Below are 17,878 nucleotides of genomic sequence, written 5' to 3' on the forward strand. Positions count from 1 at the left end.
GGAATATCCCTATCTCCGTGTCTCCCCATCTCCCCATTCCCTCATTCCTCCATCACCATCAACTGCCCAATTGCTTCAAAGCGTCCAGGGCACGTTGAAAATTTGTAACATCTGCTTGAGTATCAAAAAGCGCGGCAGCTTGTTGTAAATCAGAGATCGCCCCTTCCTGATCTCCAATTCGAGACCGGGCTAACCCCCGGTTTCCGTAGGTAAAAGCATTCTGAGGTTCAAGTTCTAGCGCTCGACTATAATCGGCGATCGCATCTTGCCATTGTTCTTTCCCAGCATAGCGATTGCCTCGATTGAGATAAGCCAGAGCTAAATTTAACATTAAGGTCACGTTCTGGGAATCCCCATGGGAAATCACCCGTAATTTTCCTGTCACTGCTCCTCTGATATCTCCCCGATTTTCATAGATCATCGCCATATTTTCTGGTAAATTCAACAGAGATGAACGATCCCATAAAGCCTGATGTCCAATCCCCTCCTGATCGGCGATCTGAGCTGAAAGAGAAACCCCTTGATCTCTATGCCATAATTTCAAAGCTTCTTCATACACTTGAATCGCCTCTGAGTAGCGCTGGAGTCTTTGTAATAAATGACCTTGCAGCTCTCGGAGATGAATATCATGAGGAACTAACGTAATCGCCTGTTCAATGGATTTCAGAGCATCATCATATCGATTCAACCAGACTAGCTCTTCTGCTCGCGCTCGCCAAGCAGGTGCAAACCTTCCCTCACTTTCAGTAATGGCTTCTTCAAACGCAGCTAATGCCTCGTTGTAGCGCTTTTGAAAGCGCAACATCATCCCTAAACCGTACCAAGCTTGATAGAAAGATTGATCCTGCTGAATAGACCAATTAAAGGCCAGCATCGCTTCTTCGTACTGCTCCAATTGCCAGAGGTTCATACCATAATTAAACCAGGCAATCTTATCCGTACTACTCTCTGGTATTTCCAAATGTCTCAACAGAGAATCCCGGATATGCTCAAGTCCAGTGGCGTGTAACTGCGGGGGAGGATTAGAGTCTAACTTTAGCCAAGCCGGATCAATCTCTACAGAAGAGGCTAAGTCCAAAAAGGTTTCAATGGGAATTCCCACTCCATAGCCCAACTTCAGGGGACGAATTTCTCCCTCTTCATCTTCTTTAATTTCCCCCGAACCCCGACCATGAACCCCAATCACATGGCCTTGAGTATCTAATATTAATCCTCCACTCATTCCTGGAGCAGTTAAATTAGAGTAAACCATTTCATAGCCATAGGTTAGAGATAAAGTCTCAATTCCCGGTTGCCTTTGGGTTACTTCTAGGGCACTTTGGATCTGGGCATCCTGACTGAGCAACCGCCCAGTACTTAAGAGACGTGTGGGAGGATGGGAGGTTCGTTTTAGAGAAGATACTGGCCAACCCGATACAAAGACATAATTTAAGCTCTCGGAGCTACGCCAATCATAGTTTCCTAACGTTGCGACTTGATACGGTCGATGACTTTCAAATTCTACAATAGCTAAATCTACACCTTTTAGAGGTCGTATTTGTTCTGGGTTGATGGGGTAACACTGACCATCTGGAGCCACCAGGTGATAATCAGTTGGGTTACGGATGACATGCTCGGCGGTTAAGGCATAATAGGTTGAATTATTCTGGCCAATGATGATCCCGGAGCCGATACTTTTAGAGTTAGCAATCAAGACTGTTGTTTTTTGGGCGATCGCATCCACTTGGTGAACTAAGTTCAGATTAACCCATTCTGGAACCGCTTCAGCGATTCGGTGTATGGGAATACCCCAAGCCACTTCTCTCATTTGATGTTGCAAGGGAAGCTTGGGTCGAGATCCATCCTCAAAAACATAGGGATTGCCCCAGAGAGGGTAAGGCATCATGCCATTAATACTCATCAGTTCTCCCCTCGAATTTAGGACTGGGCCACCACTCATCCCTTTATAAATATCGTTGGTATATCCGATCTGATATCCTTGTTGTAGGGATTGATCGGGAATCAGCGTAATTTCGCCTTTGGTTAAATTCAAGGTTTGTGTCTCATCTGAAAATCCTGCTGCTATAACTTTTTCATTGATCATTAACGTCGCCGATGATCCCAGTTGAGCAACTTGATAATCCTCTGATGATTGGAATTGTAGGAGTTCTACATCTTGCTGATTCAGAGGTAAATCTTGGAGAACCCTAGCTTGATAAACCCGACCATCAGGCATTTCGATCTGATAAGAGTCTCCTGTCGCAATGACATGACGAGTCGTTAAAACCGTATAAATTGCTCCATCTCGGTGAATTAAGGTTCCTGAACCCCCAGTGGTTCCAGTATTTACCTTAACTGTAATTGTCTGAGCTATGTTTTTTATTTCTGTATATGATAAGCTAGTTCCACTAGGAGTATGGTTACAGAGAGGATAAGACACTTGCTCATGAAGCAGTTTTAAGGATAGCCCTAGGGATAAACTGCTTAGACCAGCCACCAACACTATCACGAGGCGTTTCATTGTTAATCCACTCCCAATCTATGAATTACCCTCATCCCACCTCTATTCTGATGGGCTTGGCTTACTAAAATGCACTCCTCCATATCACATAATACCGTTTATGGGAATAGGGGTAAAACCCCTTGTATGAAATTTGAGGTAGCTTCCCACCCCTCTACAAAAGTGAGTATCCAAATTTATGCCAATAAGTGGCACTAGAAAAACAGTCCAACAGAAAGAACAGTAGGAACTTAAAAGAGAGAGATTAATCAGAAAGACTATTTTGTAGTTCATTCAGTTCAGTCAATTGTCCGGATCATCAGAGCATTACTCGCGAATTATTCTTCTAGCAATCTCCATTTTTGGGCAGGAAAAAGTACATATTGCTCCCTTGAAACCGAAGGATTGAAGCTAAATCACCCATCAAGGTTGATTTAGGTGTTTTGTATCATTTAATTGAATTATTGAGTATAAAAAAACACTGAGCCAATTGAGTAAGTGAACAACAGTAGTGAGGAAGAAAGAACACTTAACACAAGGGCAGTTTAAACACTAGCTACGGTTGTGTTGCGTCTATTAATTAGTGTAGCGAGAAAAATGGCTCCATTCAAGTTTGCGAACAAAAATTAGGGAGTGAGTTCAATATAGAAAAGACAAAAAAAGAACCGAGAGCGGTTCCTAAACCTATTTTTTGGCTCTGACTAACGAGAATTTACTGAATTATTTTCTACGGGAGCTCGATCCATGAGTTGGTTTAAATCAATATAGATTTGATCCGTATTTGACCCTTGTAATAGAGGATTTAAACCATATTGACCGACATCAAATAAATCCTGAATGACGCGACTTGCACTCTCTCCTGGTTGGAGGGTAAACAGGAGTCCTGTACAGGGCCCTCCCAAGACACTAGAGACACAAATGACATCCAGACCATCTTGAATACCCGTAGTGATAAAATTAGCAATTCCCTGTTCCTGGTAGTTTTGTAGGCGATTGGAAACTTGTTCGCATCGAGTCTGAGGATCGTAGCCAAAAGGCGTAAAATATTCAGAAACCCAGCGAATAATGGGAATATTCCCTCTAGGAACGAGAGCAAGGGTTGTGGGAATACCATCACGGGAAGCGCCACAAGCAAAGGTTTGAGTTTGATTGCTCTTGATTTGGGCGGTTGCCCCAACCGCCAATAAGGACAACATCAAGGCTGTAACTGTAGATTTGAGCTTCATAGGAGTATTTGGGATAACTGAAGCTAGACAAAAAAAATACAAAGGTGGACAACTTACTATGCTAGTTCAGGTTCTACTTTACCATTTCTGACTCCGGAATAAAGAACCGGATCAAAGGGGATTTGATGATATATCCTTAACTAAAAAGACTAAAGGGCAGAAGATCGCACTCCAACAGCAGTGGGTCATAGCTTGCTCAGGATTCAGATTACTTGAGGAGTACAGCAGTATGAAATACGGCCTTCATGGGTTAGTCGTTTTCGGATTAATGATGGCTCATTTTCCCGGTCGATCGCTACCAGCGATTGCCTCTCCCATACCATCCTATGTGTCCCAGGCTGAAGATATTACCGGAGAATGTCGGGCGGCTGGTCGGGGAACTTTCATCCACTACGAACCTAGTGATGATTCGGGCAAAATTCGTGCCCTTCAAGTCAACGATCGAATGATCTTAGGAGGAAACGAACAAGATGGATGGATAGCTATCACTGAGCCAACTGTAGGTTTTGTCCGTACTAGAGACCTCAAACTCTGTACAACGGAAAAAATTACCCTCTGTGCTAGTGTGGGTACATTTATTTATCAAGACCCTTCTACCGGATCTAAACCGATTAGAAGTGTTCTTCCTAATGAATCTGTTGTGATGACAACAGAGTTAGTGGATGGATGGCGTACGGTACTAGAACCCCGTCCGGGATTTATTCAACAAGGGCGTTTAAAGGAGTGTGAAGAGTCCTCTTCAAGAGTTCCTGCTCTACCGAGTCGTACCTCAACTGCTCTGGCTCAACCCAGCACGAGTTTGTGTCATCGAGTCACCCCTTTAGTTGATGATGGTCTCAATGTGCGCTCTGTACCTACGGAAGCAGGGACGGTTGTTGACACTTTAACCCCAGGAACTCTGGTAATGCTGCGATCGACAACAGCTCGAATGGATAGTACCGGGCGATCTTGGGTTTCTATCATTTCCCCAGTCTCCGGTTGGGTTTCGGATGGGTTTGAGGGAAATAAACGCAATTTAAGGCCTATCTCGTGTGGGACTACTCGATAAACGCAAGAGGGACAAGGCAATAGCTTTTGGTACTTCGGGTTATCAGGTAGCTTATGATATAGCAGAAAAAAGGAGAGTTAGGACATTTTCTATTGCCTATTGCCTATTGCCTATTGCCTAAAACCATAACCTAACTGTCCTAACCAACTCATTCACTGCGATAGCTGTAAGAGTGAACGGCTGTTCGCTCTTACAATCCGGTCTGATGGATAGTTGAAAGGACTATAAATTAGCAGTTTGGACGATCAATTGCCGAAACCGCTATATCCTGAAAGATGACTTTTAAAACAGGACTTCATCGTATGTTCATCCTCATGGAAGCTGGATCTTTTCCTCTCGCCTTTACCTTGGTTTATGTGGTTGGATTTATTGCTGCGGTGGCGATCGGTTCGATCGCCTGGTACAACTCTAAGCGCCCCGCAGGATGGGAAGATGCAGAAAAACCCGATTATATTCCAGACATGAATAAAGACAAAACAGACTCTTAAAGCTTTTTCTCCTCTAGCGTAGCGCTCTACATGAGTTGGAGGCGCACCATAAAAAAGCCATCCATCTGATGACGGTGAGGCCAAATCTTAATCCAGCCTTCAGGGGTAGACAAATGAGCTAAGGGTTCTGGCGATCGCACGGGAGAAATCCTCCATTGGGGATTCTGGTCTAAAAAGCGGCTAATTACCTGCTCATTTTCCTGGGGGTCGAGGGTACAAGTGGAGTAGACCAAAATTCCCCCGGGTTTCACCCAAGATGAGGCTTTTGTCAATAGTTCCTGCTGTAGCATCGATAGCTGTTTAATCGACTCTGGAGACTGTCGCCACCGGGCATCGGCATGACGGTGGAGTGTCCCTAAACCGGAACAGGGGACATCGACTAATACGCGATCGCCCTTTTTGGAAAACTCCTCAATCTCGCGCAGATCCCCTACACGGGTTTTAATCGAGTGTAAATCCAGACGTTGGGCATTTTGGCTGACCTTTTTCAAGCGCGAACCTTGGCGATCGCATCCCCAAATTGTGCCGCGATCGCCCATTAATTCGGCTAAATGGGTCGTTTTGCCTCCAGGAGCAGCACACCCATCGATCGCCACTTCTCCCGGTTGTGGATCGAGCAAATACCCCACCAGTTGGGCGCTACCATCTTGGATGCTCCACCATCCTTGCTCAAAACCAGGTAACTGCTGCAGTGCTCCTACTTTTTTCAATAATCTCAACCCTTGGGGAGAATAGGGCAGTCGCTCCACCGGAATATCCGACTCCTGGAAAGCCTTTTCGACTGCTTCCACCGAAGTTTTATGAATATTCACCCGCAGATCCAGATGGGGAGGATGGTTAAACCACTCACATAACTGTTCCGTTTCCGTTTCCCCGAGTTGGGTTAACCATTTTTCCACAATCCAGTTGGGATAACTATGGAGAATCCCCAAACGTTGGGCAACTGGATCGGGTAACTTCAGCGGATCGCCAGGTAACCTCGTATACTGTCGCAATACTCCATTTACCACTCCAGACAAGCCTCGTAAACCATTATTTTTTGCCAATTCCACCGTCGTATGCACCACCGCAGGAGCTGGAATTTGATTCAGATACCGCAGTTGATACAAGCCTAAATAGAAAATCAACCGTAAATCCGCCGGTTGCTGCTCAATCGGTTTACGAGCAAATTGACCGATCAGCGCATCGAGCGATCGCCTGCGCCGCACAACCCCATACACCAATTCTGTGACCAAACCCCGGTCTACCCCTGCCAGTTGTGCCCCATTCAAGCCCCGATTTAAGGCTACATCGGTATAAGTATCGCGGCGATCGATCTCCTTGAGAATTGAAAATGCAACTTGACGAGGATTAGCGTTAGGCATGTCAATTTTTTCTAGACCGACCCGTTAATGATAAGGGTTGGGGCGATCGCAGGAAAGCTTTTTTTCAAAAAACAAGAAAATCTTAAGCTTACAAGAGTTGGAATTCTAGTTTCTCACAAAAGCTATAATAATATTGTATATTCTCAATTTTTGTCCCTCAAAATAGACTGAATAGAATGGTTCAAAAAATCGCTCTCTTTAATCATAAAGGTGGAGTCAGCAAAACCACCACCACATTTAATCTAGGTTGGATGCTGGCTGAGAAAGGGAAAACTGTAATCCTTGTCGATACCGATCCCCAATGTAACTTGACCGGTATGGTTTTGGGAGAAGAAACCGAAGACGATCAAGAGAGAATTGCCGCTATTTACCAAACCGATTCAAATATAAAAACTGCTTTAGCCCCCGCTTTTGAATCCCAACCTAAACCGATTGAAGCGGTCGATTGTATTACAGTGAAAGATCGAGAAAGATTATTTTTATTACCCGGTCATGTTGGCTTGGCTGAATATGAAGTAACGTTAGGTATTGCCCAAGAGCTAAGTGGTTCAATTCAAGCTCTAAAAAATTTACCCGGATCGATTACAGAGTTATTAAACAAGACCGCAGAAAAGTATCAAGCTGATTACATTTTGATTGACATGAGTCCCAGTTTAGGATCGATCAATCAGAACCTACTCATGACTAGCGATTTTTTTATTATTCCGACAACAGCCGATTTCTTTTCCGTCATGGCGATTGATTCATTAGCTAAGGTTTTACCTAAATGGTATAGTTGGGCTAAGACTGCAAGCTCTCTTCCTGTTCTCAAAGAAGCTGTTTATCCATTTCCAGAAGTGAAGCTGAAATTTTTAGGAATTATTGTGCAAAACTATCGGATTATTAGAGGTAAGGAAACAGCCGCTTTTCAAACCTGGATCGAAAAAATAGAACAAAGTGTTTCCGAAAAAATGATTCCAGTTTTAGACTATAATCATATGATCGATTCAGGAAAAATAAATAACAAATCACACGACTTCATACTGACAAAAATACCGGATTTTAATAGTTTGATTGCCTTATCTCAAGAACACCAGAAACCGGTTTATGCCTTAACAGAGGAACAGCTAAAATCTGCTCGCTGGTATGGAAAGGTTGTGGGACAAGCTAAAGAAAAACAGGCTCAATTTAAGGCGATTTTTTCTGAATTAGCCGATCAAATTATTACTCGTACTTCTTCTGTCCATGCAATCAGCTCTTGATCAATTCCGGATTAGCATTGCTCGTGTTCGAGATTTGATTGCCCTTCATAATTCTGTTAGCGCTCAATCCACTGCTGCTCTAGATTTATCCGATATTTTGAGAGCTGCCTTAGTGTTGACAGTGAGTGCTTTAGACTATTATATTCATGAAGTGGTCACCCTAGGCATGATACAGATTCATCAAGGGCAACGTGCTGAGCCACAAGTCCCACCGAATACTTCCCAGTCTACCTTTTCACGGTTTCAGGTATCCTTGGGCAGGGCAAGACAAGAACGATTAATCATCAATGATATTGCATCTTGGTTAGAGAATGAAATCCAGCAAAGTCAAGGTTCATCATTTTTGCAGCAATCTCATACCGTATCATCCTTACTTCCTATACTATCGAATACTCTTGTCAACAAACTGAATAGTAGTTCTTGGCTAGAAGATGAAATTCGCCAGAAACTCAGTTACCAAAGTTATCAGCAATCGGAAAAGATTGCGGATGCGATTAGACTAATTTCAGATAAAAAGCTATGGGATGAGGTTTCAGTTAAATTAGGGCGATCGGCAAAAGATGTTAAACAACAACTCAGCTTAATTGTGGATCGACGCAATAAAATTGCCCATGAAGCAGATATCGATCCGAGTTTTGGGATCGGTAATCGTTGGCCGATTGATGCAATAACGGTTAATGATGCAGTTGATTTTATTGAACAAGTTGTTGAGAGTATTCATCAAATCCTCTAAACAAGTAACTTAATGAGAGAATCGCATAATATGGGAAATTGAATCTAAGGAAATACCAGTGGGTCGGATTGTCCAATATTATACAGCACTTTCCTCTGCTATGAGGTACAACATCAATCCAGCAGTTCCAGCGATGGCGGGCTGATTGCGTACTTCATGACAGCGCGAAGCGCTGTATCCGTACCGGCAAGGATTATCTGCACGTTCAAGAAGTCTTTCAACTTTGGCAAGATAACCGTAATTTTCGCTTATTTTACAATCGCATACTTGCTGATTGTTGCTTTTCTGCCTTTCGCTGGGAAACGCCTCCTTGTACTTCCCAAACTCTGGATCGCATCTTTGAATATGTGCTGATTAATCAACCGAGTTTATGTCGTTCTCCCGATCCGGATGCCTTTAAGACCTATTTTGATTCAGTCTCTGTTGGGGAAACAGTGGTTAGTTTTCCCAATTTGAGCAGGGATGCCCGTTTAATTGTGCCTTGTCCCATTGTCTCGGACTCGAGTTATGTTCATTTCGCTTCCTTTGTGCGGGAGGCTCCAGAGTCTCAACAGCAGGAATTATGGGCAACTATAGGTAGAGAAATGGTGGCTCAATTGACGCGATCGCCAGTTTCCCCCATTTGGTTAAATACTGCTGGCATGGGGGTTCCCTGGCTCCATATTCGCCTCGATTCTCGACCTAAATACTATAGCTACACCCCCTATAAGAGAGATAGAGAGGTAAGGGGATGAGGAAATTCCTTCCGACTCCCCACACCTGACTCCTTAGCCATTATTCTTTCTACGCAGTTGAGTAGCACCCAAACCGAGTAACATTAAACCAGCTAGAGCAGAGGGTTCGGGTACGTCAACGGGTTCTTCAAACTCAGAGAGGTTAGTAGCTGTGCGATCGCTCGCTGAAGTCCGTACTCCATATTTTTCCTCCAAAGCCTGTTCTTTCGCTTCAGCTTGTGCAACAACCTCTTGGCGCGTATTGGCAAGAATGTCTTGAATCTCCCGCTCTAAATCTTTACGCTTTTGTTTTTGCACATTGCGTTGAGCGATCGCTGTTTTGCGACGTGCTGTCGGTTCTACGATCGCTTCTTCATTGTCTACATATCTAGGGTTATCTGCACGGATTTGATTAATCAGGTTGTCATAAGCGCGGTTTGCCGTTTTCCAGTCATCCTGAGCTGTGGCTAAAGCCTCAGTTCCGTGCTTATTCTCAATCTTCTGGATTTCCTTGTTGGCGTTCTTAATCTCATCCTGGAGGAACTTGCGGTATTTCTCGTCTTTGGTGTTCCAGGTGGGATCGTTGGCTTCTCTCTCATTCAACTCGGCAATCTGCCCTTCTGTTTTAGTGATAAACTTAACCTGCTTTTGAATTTTATTCGCTGCATTTCTGACGTTTAAAGCTGCTTGTCGATTAGCCCAGATTTCATTGAAACCAGGAGTTCCTTTCCGAATCTCTTTGTTCTCGTTCCAATGGTCTTTAATTTCTTCATTCCAGATCCGCTTTTGTTCAGCCTGGAGACGATTATACTCATCATTGATGGTCTGGAAATCATCATCCCAAATCCATTCCACACCTAGTTGTTCGGCTTGCTCATCTAGGGGGAGCGGTTGAGTTAAAGCCTTGAGATTGAATTCAAAGGCAATCAGGTGTTCTCCTGCACGATCAAATCCAGAAGCATCAAATCCTAAATCACTCAAACGAGTGCTGTCAACAAAGGAAAATCCATCATTGTAGGCGCGAGTTCCTTGAGCCATCACATTGTATCCTGGCCCAGTGAGGTTGTAGTAGGGGTTGTTCCCACCCAGTTCATCGGATTGGATATCTCCAAAGAAGTTGCTTACATTAGTGTCCACCAAATCCATGTAGTTACCATAGGTGCGGTGACCAAAGTTGTGCATCCCCACCCCTTGAGCGGTCACACTATTGTAAACACCGACTCCAGGAGCATTAGAATCATTGGCTTGGGAGAAGTTAATCGCAAAGAGCTTACCGGAGTTTTGAGCTTCTTCAAAGGTTTTCTTACCAGAAGTGAAGAAGAGGTCACCCCAGGCGATCGCGTTGCTGCTGCGATCGCGTCCTTCTCCATTAATACTTGTATTCCCAGTCATCACCACAACGACTTTACCATCGTTGGTTACCGTAGTAGCCATTCCTCGCATGTCGTATAGCGGGCCGTCTGTATTATCTCCAACTGCATCTTGGGTGAATTGCCAACCATTGATGTTTTGGTTTCTCTGGTGGGCCATGCCATCATTATTACAATCGAGGAAAACGCTAAACGTTCCTCCTAAAGAGGCTGCTTGTGCAGGGGAGGTAAAGAGTGTGGCTAAACCGAGAGTCGTTAATGTTCCGAGGAACTGAGTTGTTGTCTTGTAGGTCATGATTAATTCTGCTAAAACTCTGTCTGTTGTTGTTTGTCTTTTTTGATATCACCATCTCATGAGGAGCGGGATGATATCCTTTAGAAGCACACGTATCTCTCAGAATAATTTAAATCATTCATTTCCGTAAATTGTCGATAATACTGAATTGAGGTTGAAAGAAACTTGAAGCGTATAGGGGGATTCTATCATGTAATTAATTTATCCTGTAGAAATACGGGTTTTTAATCAAAGATTTATGAAAGATATACTCTCCACTATCTTGAGTAAGGGTTGATACGGGGATAGGGGGACGCTCCAGACGCGGGCAACTCCAGACACGCAGATGAAGGCAATTCTATTACTCCCTATTCCCTAAGATTTAGTAATCTCATAAATATGGCGATTCATTTGCATCGATTCACTTAAATCGACCATCGGTAAAGGATAATCCACCCCCATCTGCACGCCAAACCGTTTTTGTTCCACTGCTAACAACTTCCAAGGTTGATGAATTTTAGTCGGTGGAACATGGGCTAATTCAGGCAACCAATGCTTGACATATTGTCCTTTAGGGTCATACTCTTGAGATTGTTTAGCAATATTAAAATAGCGGAATCCGCGCCCATCATTGCCAACTCCCGCCAAATAATTCCAATTTCCCCAATTGCTACAGGGGTCATAATCGATTAAACACGATTCAAACCATTCCGCCCCCATACGCCAATCCATACCCAAATTTTTGGTCAGAAAACTGGCAACATTTTGCCGACCTCGATTCGACATAAACCCAGTGGTGGATAGTTCTCTCATATTGGCATCCACTAAAGGAAATCCTGTAATTCCCTGTTGCCAGCGCTCAAATTGTTTCCAATCCTGTTTCCAGGGTAAAGATAATCCTTGCAGTCCAGAGGCGTAAAAAATTTTATTCCCATGTTTAGCACAAATGAAGCGAAAATAATCGCGCCACATGAGTTCAAAAATCAGCCAATAAGTGGATTCATTTTTGATTCGTTCCGATTCATAGTTTTGCACTTCTTCATAAATCAAACGAGGAGATAGACAACCGAAGGTTAACCAGGGAGAAAATTTAGAAGAGCCATCTGCCCCTAACATTTGATTGCGAGTTTTTTTATAATGTTCTAAATGATTGCCCTGCCAAATATAATCTTGTATCCGTTGTAGTCCGGCTTTTTCTCCACCCCTGAAAAATAAAACGGCTCGTGGATCGGAGCGGGGGTGTTCGAGTCCCCATTCTTCTAGGCTGGGGAGAGTTCCCCGATCGACGTTCAGGGAATTCGGTAAGGGTGGAAGAGCATCAGGAGTCGGAAGGGTAGGACGTACCCTAGAGCTTTTTTCAACGGGTTTCCGATAGGGGGTAAAGGCTTCGGGGATATCGGCGATCGCCCAAGGTAAGTCTTGAGGGTGATACAATGTAGACCCCCAAAAGCCCTGGGTACTAATCTGATGTTGACTTAAGGCTTTATTGAGTTGAGTTTCTACTAATTTTTCTTCTGCCGTGACTTCCTGATGATAATAAAGGGCACTGATGTTTAGGGTTATAGCTAACTGGGCAATTATGTTTTCCGGTAAGCCTTGACGGATAATCAGATCGCTCCCTAGATCTCTTAAGGTTTGGCGCAAATTAGCAACACTTTCCAGGAGAAACTTAGCTCGAAAAACCCCCATCTTGGGAAACCCAAAAGACGTGTTCTGTAACCAACGAGAGTCAAAACAATAGACAGGAATCACCACAGCGCCGGTTTTCAGGGCTTGGTTTAGGGGTTCATGATCGTGCGATCGTAGATCGTTACGATACCAAAGAAGGATTGGTTTTTGGCTCATCAGTCTACGAGATCTCCTGGTGATACAGCGCGAAGCGCTGTTATGGTGTACAGCCTCAAAGGCTCAAAGCCATGTACCACAACCCTATTCCCTATTCCCTATTTCCTATTCCCTAGCGCGAAGCGCTATATTTGCCTAGGGGATGGATCGATTGATTTAGCAGGCTTTTCTTCAGTTTGCCATAAAAGAGAAAGGCTTTATAAGATTGGATTGATAAACCGGGTGATGAACATGGCGAATTTGGCGGTATTGGAACAAACAGTAGCATCTATGTTTAATCCCCAAGTGGTGGCTCCTCCTGCGGGGGAAGTAGTGGAGGAACTGTTAGCTTGGGAAAAGTTGGCGAAAAGGGAGAAAATGCCCTATGGCTTCGAGCAACTGAGCGGAGCTTGGCGCTTATGTTGGATCGCGGGGGAAAAACAGGGGCGATCGCTCAATTTAACGCAGATGAGGTTAGCGCAGACCTTACTGCGATTGATTCCGATTCAATTGGTGTATCGTCCGTTGGCTGATTTAGAAGGTATCGATCGAGAGAAATTTGAAGCGGGGGAAGTAGAGAACCGGATTCAAATTGGTTTGTTTACTCTAGTGGTTTTTGGGCCGGCTAAACGGTTAAAGTCTAATTCCCTGCTAGCTTTTGACTTTACCACCATGCAAATCAAGTTCTTCGATAAAGTCTTGTTTTCTACTCTGATTCGCAACGGAGAAAATCGCAATGCCCGATTTTATGGTGCGCCCATCCGCGAACTGGCGTTTTTCAACTATTTTTTAGTCCAAGATAACTTGATTGCCGCTCGCGGACGGGGCGGTGGGTTAGCCTTGTGGGGGCATAGTGGTCGTTGAGTCATAGACTTCTTGCAGAAGGTGAGGGAATAGGGGAGAGGGGGAGAAATAAACCCATACCCTCATGCATTAGATTTCCTCCGTGATTGCACTTTAGCGCTCCAAACATTTTAGGGCTAAACCCCTACAACGAATTGCAGCTAATGCACTATTTTAGATGAAACAATAGTTAAAAGAAAGGAATGAAAAAAATAGCGGGAAAAATAATTTTGCTGCTAGCGATCAATTACTTGGCGGCATTTGTTTTTCAGTTGGGTTTCCTGATGGGAATAATCTACAGAGATGTTTTTTTAGGGGCGGCAATAGGTTCTATATCTCTTCCTGCCCTTCTTCTACAACCCTGGTCTTTTTTTATTGTTGCTGCACCCTCTGGTGTATTATGGTGGCCTCTTGTAACGACGGGCATCACGATTGTGCTCTACAACTTGGTTGGCAGATCGAAATTCCGGACACCAATCGACTTACTCTGCTCAACTACCCGTAGCCGAATTGCTAAGATCTGCTGGATATCTTTTGTGGTGGTGGCTTTGTCTCTTGGAGTTTCTAGGTTAGTGGATTTTCCACCCAAAAGGAGCGGGATTCCAGAATTATATTATGTGGAGAAAGCAGTTAAAAAAAACTCACCGATTGAAGATTCAAAATACTATTATAAAGCATCTTTTATAGACTCAGAATGGCTCTGGAAAGCAAAATTGGATGAAGAACAATTTTTTTCATTGATGTCAGACTTAGGTCTAGAGCCAAAAACCGGATTAACTGAGGAAAGTAATTTTTTTCTACAAGGCCCGTATTGGTGGGAACCCAAGATTTATGAAGGATCTATGGTCTATTCGACTCCTGAGTTTCCTGATAAAAATCGCGGCAATGATGGTTTCCATGCATTGGCATCATGGAGTCCAAATGACGAAGTCATGTTTATGTGGATAAAAGAGAATTTTTAACTTCCAACAAATCACTGGTCGTGACGGTGATATCAAGTCCGTTGAATTATAGCGCTGCGCGCTAGGGAATAGGGAATAGGGAATAGGGAATAGGCACGAATGGCGATAGCTTGTATTACTTAGGCTCTAAGGCTTCAAGCTGTACTCCATAGAAGAGAGAATCGCTATAACTTGTAAGTACCATACCGCGCAGCGCTATAATTACAAGCTGTAGAGACAAGGCACACCTTGTCTCTACCGTGATGGCGATCGCCTACATCTAGGGGTTAATTGCTTGTTCTGTTAGTCCATTGAGTACTTCAGCAATCTTATTAATGACCTGCGCCCCACAACCCTCTAGGCTATGTCGTTGGCTGAGGTAGTGCGGATCGTTATAAGCAATTTTTACGCCCTGCTCATCTTGAAAAATGAGCAGCTTCTGCGGCAAGTCAATACCGATGCTTTGCTGACACTGCATGAGTGGCGTTCCAGCCATGGGGTTACCGAAAATCACCACACGGGTAGGCGGTAGCTCTAAATTAGCATTCGCAGCGTTTTGGGTATGATCGACAGTCGTAAAAACATTCAACCCATTCGATTCAAGGACTTGAATAAAGCGTATCTCTGTTTCTTCGACGCTATAGGAACTCGGCTTAATTACCAGACCTCTAGCCGTTCTGTTTTGGGCTGTTGCTGAGGGTTGGGGCATAAGGGGACTAAGGGCAAATCCTAGACTCAATGATAGGCCCAACGCAATGAGACTTAGTGTACGCATACTCACAAACCGGAAGATTTCATTCACAGCTTATCGCTATAGCTCTGATTTGGTGACCAACTGAGACACAGACGCAACGCGATCGCCTGACAGTGATCTGCGTCGCCAAGGCTGCTCAATGACCATCACAGTTTAGCTCGTAGAAGATCATCCTTCACGATGAGGGGTGTCACCCATTAAATAGAAAATTTTGAAGACAATAAAAACATAAGAAATGAGGAAGAATACCATGCTATCCACGAAAGAAAGACTATCTGACTACATCTCACATCTGTTCGCTTCAGTCGGAGCCATGAATGCGATCTCTGCCGAAGAATTGTTCTTCCTGCAAGTCATGTCCCAAACCTTTGGAGTCGGAACCGAAGAATACAAAGCAGCTTGTCGCATCTTAAGAGGAGTAAAACGAGGAAACGTTAAGGTTATGGGAAAATCCTTAGCCAGCTAGGGAATAGGGAATAGGGAAACTAGGTTTTCCCGCTTCTCAGTACAAGATAAATCTGCTACCGATCGCCAATAAGCATTCTTACTTCTGATGAACAGGGCGATCGAGCTATGGCGATCGCATTTGTTTTTTGATCGAGAACATTTTACAATCCAGCTTAAGGTATAGACTTTTAGCAATGCAACATCTAAAATAATGAGGTAAGAAGCAATCCAAGTAGGATGGCTTTAGTCTAGCTCCTCTTTTCCTCCCCAATGGATGATCGACTCACCCATGAACACCTTTAGTCAAACGATTTGGTTAGTCCCGGCTTATGCCATCCTCGGTGTATTAATGACAATTCCTTGGTCACCGGGTTTGATTCGGCGAACCGGCCCTCGACCGGCTGGTTATATTAATTTATTAATGACATTAACGGCTTTTATCCATAGTCTCCTCGGTTTACGGGAAGTGTGGGGTGCGCCTGCTCACTATTCCCTCAATTGGCTCCATGCCGCTAATCTGGATATTACTTTTGATGTTGAAGTTTCAGCCACCACGGTCGGCGCATTAGTGGTGATTTTGGGCTTGAATATTCTCACCCAAATCTATGCCATTGGCTATATGGAAATGGATTGGGGTTGGCCTCGATTCTATGCTCTGCTGGCTGTCTTTGAGGCAGGGATGGCGGTTCTCATGCTTGCCAACTCCCTATTTTTCAGCTATGTGATGTTGGAAATCCTCACCTTGGGAACTTACCTGCTGATTGGCTTCTGGTTTAATCAGTCTCTGGTAGTGACGGGTGCAAGAGATGGATTTCTGACCAAGCGAGTCGGCGACTTAGTTTTACTCATGGGTGTCGTGGCTCTTTACCCCCTGGCTGGAACCTGGAATTATGATGAATTAACCGTTTGGGCAAATACAGTAGAGCTGAATCCGACAGTCGCCACGTTATTGGGTTTAGCACTGCTGGCTGGACCGTTGGGGAAATGTGCCCAATTTCCCCTACAACTGTGGTTGGATGAGGCAATGGAAGGGCCGATGCCAGCAACGGTACTCCGAAATGCAGTCGTAGTTTCTACCGGGGCTTGGGTGTTAATTAAGATGCATCCGGTTTTGGAGTTATCCCCCTTTGTGGTGAATACAGAAATCTTTGTAGGGGCGTTCACTGCTCTGAGTTGTGCGGCGATCGCCTTAGCCCAAGTGGATATTAAGCGTGTCTTTTCTTATGCCACCAGTAGTTATTTAGGCATTGTGTTTATCGCGGTGGGGACTGGAAACAGTCAAGGAGCGTTAATGCTGCTGTTGACTTATGCGATCGCCATGGCGCTGATGTTGATGGCGGTAGGCGGTATTATCCTGAACAATATTGCCCAAGATATTACTCAACTGGGTGGATTGTGGTCTCGTCGTCCCATTTCTGGTATTTGCTATGTAGTCGGCGCTCTCTCATTAGTGGCACTTCCTCCCTTCGGATGTTTCTGGGGACTTGCAGAAATTGCCAATGGGTTATCCCCAACTTTATTAACTGTTTTGTTATTGGTGAATGGATTAACCGCCTGTAGTTTAGCGCGGGTGTTCGGACAACTATTTACGGGGTCAATTACAGATTGGACAAAGCGATCGCCAGAAGGATTATGGGCACTCGTTTTACCGATGATGGTTTTACTCGGTGTTGCCCTCCATTTACCCCAATTATTAGCTGTTTTAGGACTATTACCAGCTCTGAGTTTAGTGACACAACCCCCCTCCTTATTGCTAATTGGCTCGACTGTAATCGGTGCTGGGGTTGCCTTATTCCTCTATGTTGGCGACAGAATACCCAAACCCATTACACTCCCTGTTCCAGGGATTCAAGATTTCTTTGCCTACGATTTCTACACTGCCCAACTCTATAAAGTAACGGTCATCGCTATTGTGGGATTTCTGGCCAAATTTATTGATTGGTTCGATCGCATCTTAGTCGATGGTGCAGTGAATTTGATCGGTCTGTTCACCATCGCCAGTGGTGAAGGCTTAAAATACAACACCACAGGACAAGTGCAGTTTTATGCCCTCTCGATCCTTATGGGCACCATTCTCTTTGGATTATTACTCGTTTATCCCCTAATTTCTGCTTTCCCTTAATCAACCCTCCC

15 protein-coding genes are annotated in these 17,878 nt (G+C 44.3%); 9 read left to right on the forward strand and 6 right to left on the reverse strand.

Translation table 11 applies throughout. The features are described 5' to 3' along the window. Window positions 1–58: 58 nt before the first annotated feature. Both AC3A14_RS02110 and AC3A14_RS02115 read right to left on the reverse strand, forming a co-directional pair. Entirely contained in the window at window positions 59–2,500 is a 2,442-nt protein-coding gene (locus AC3A14_RS02110; protein WP_318731499.1) for a tetratricopeptide repeat-containing S1 family peptidase, read from the reverse strand. Between the two features lie 680 nt (window positions 2,501–3,180). Next, window positions 3,181–3,705 (reverse strand): COP23 domain-containing protein, encoded by a 525-nt coding sequence (locus AC3A14_RS02115; protein WP_318731500.1) that lies wholly within the window; start codon window positions 3,703–3,705, stop codon window positions 3,181–3,183. Window positions 3,706–3,934: 229 nt separating this feature from the next. Between AC3A14_RS02115 and AC3A14_RS02120 the strand changes: the two genes are divergently transcribed. Further along, on the forward strand, window positions 3,935–4,753 hold the full coding sequence (locus tag AC3A14_RS02120; RefSeq protein WP_318731501.1) for an SH3 domain-containing protein: 819 nt from the start codon (window positions 3,935–3,937) through the stop codon (window positions 4,751–4,753). A gap of 302 nt (window positions 4,754–5,055) precedes the next feature. Further along, window positions 5,056–5,241: a photosystem II assembly protein Psb35 gene (gene psb35 / locus AC3A14_RS02125; RefSeq protein ID WP_413038609.1), complete on the forward strand. Its 186-nt coding sequence runs from the start codon at window positions 5,056–5,058 to the stop codon at window positions 5,239–5,241. Between the two features lie 26 nt (window positions 5,242–5,267). Here psb35 and AC3A14_RS02130 read toward each other — a convergent pair whose 3' ends face one another. Further along, on the reverse strand, window positions 5,268–6,605 hold the full coding sequence (locus tag AC3A14_RS02130; RefSeq protein WP_318731502.1) for a 16S rRNA (cytosine(967)-C(5))-methyltransferase: 1,338 nt from the start codon (window positions 6,603–6,605) through the stop codon (window positions 5,268–5,270). Between the two features lie 176 nt (window positions 6,606–6,781). Here AC3A14_RS02130 and AC3A14_RS02135 point away from each other — a divergent pair, with 176 nt between their 5' ends. From AC3A14_RS02135 to AC3A14_RS02145, 3 genes are all read left to right on the forward strand, one after another. Next, window positions 6,782–7,846 carry a ParA family protein gene (locus AC3A14_RS02135; protein ID WP_318731503.1) on the forward strand — a complete coding sequence of 355 codons (1,065 nt, stop codon included), beginning with the start codon at window positions 6,782–6,784 and terminating at the stop codon, window positions 7,844–7,846. Then, window positions 7,830–8,579 (forward strand): HEPN domain-containing protein, encoded by a 750-nt coding sequence (locus tag AC3A14_RS02140; RefSeq protein WP_318731504.1) that lies wholly within the window; start codon window positions 7,830–7,832, stop codon window positions 8,577–8,579. Before AC3A14_RS02135 ends, AC3A14_RS02140 begins: the two co-directional genes overlap by 17 nt. Window positions 8,580–8,776: 197 nt before the next feature. Beyond that, a complete protein-coding gene (locus AC3A14_RS02145) occupies window positions 8,777–9,313 on the forward strand; it encodes a DUF6940 family protein (protein ID WP_413039062.1) in 537 nt (178 codons plus the stop codon). A 33-nt stretch (window positions 9,314–9,346) separates the two neighbouring features. On the opposite strand, the gene AC3A14_RS02150 is transcribed toward AC3A14_RS02145, so the two are convergent. Then, the gene (locus tag AC3A14_RS02150) at window positions 9,347–10,957 is read right to left on the reverse strand and encodes an XDD3 family exosortase-dependent surface protein (protein ID WP_318731506.1); all 1,611 of its coding nucleotides are present in this window, start codon (window positions 10,955–10,957) and stop codon (window positions 9,347–9,349) included. 354 nt (window positions 10,958–11,311) lie between these two features. Then, the gene (locus tag AC3A14_RS02155) at window positions 11,312–12,781 is read right to left on the reverse strand and encodes a DASH family cryptochrome (protein WP_318731507.1); all 1,470 of its coding nucleotides are present in this window, start codon (window positions 12,779–12,781) and stop codon (window positions 11,312–11,314) included. A gap of 225 nt (window positions 12,782–13,006) precedes the next feature. Here AC3A14_RS02155 and AC3A14_RS02160 point away from each other — a divergent pair, with 225 nt between their 5' ends. Then, complete coding sequence (locus AC3A14_RS02160; RefSeq protein WP_318731508.1) at window positions 13,007–13,624, forward strand: hypothetical protein; 618 nt, start codon at window positions 13,007–13,009, stop codon at window positions 13,622–13,624. A gap of 182 nt (window positions 13,625–13,806) precedes the next feature. After that, a complete protein-coding gene (locus AC3A14_RS02165) occupies window positions 13,807–14,565 on the forward strand; it encodes a hypothetical protein (RefSeq protein WP_318731509.1) in 759 nt (252 codons plus the stop codon). Window positions 14,566–14,824: 259 nt separating this feature from the next. On the opposite strand, the gene AC3A14_RS02170 is transcribed toward AC3A14_RS02165, so the two are convergent. After that, window positions 14,825–15,253 (reverse strand): DUF302 domain-containing protein, encoded by a 429-nt coding sequence (locus tag AC3A14_RS02170; protein ID WP_318731510.1) that lies wholly within the window; start codon window positions 15,251–15,253, stop codon window positions 14,825–14,827. Between the two features lie 295 nt (window positions 15,254–15,548). On the opposite strand from AC3A14_RS02170, the gene AC3A14_RS02175 reads away from it, so the two are divergent. Continuing rightward, window positions 15,549–15,764, forward strand: a complete 216-nt coding sequence (locus AC3A14_RS02175; RefSeq protein ID WP_318731511.1) for a hypothetical protein — start codon at window positions 15,549–15,551, stop codon at window positions 15,762–15,764. A 270-nt stretch (window positions 15,765–16,034) separates the two neighbouring features. Beyond that, the gene (locus AC3A14_RS02180; RefSeq protein WP_318731512.1) at window positions 16,035–17,867 is read left to right on the forward strand and encodes an NAD(P)H-quinone oxidoreductase subunit F; all 1,833 of its coding nucleotides are present in this window, start codon (window positions 16,035–16,037) and stop codon (window positions 17,865–17,867) included. The last annotated feature ends 11 nt before the right edge of the window (window positions 17,868–17,878 follow it).

This window comes from Roseofilum sp. (assembly GCF_982964205.1).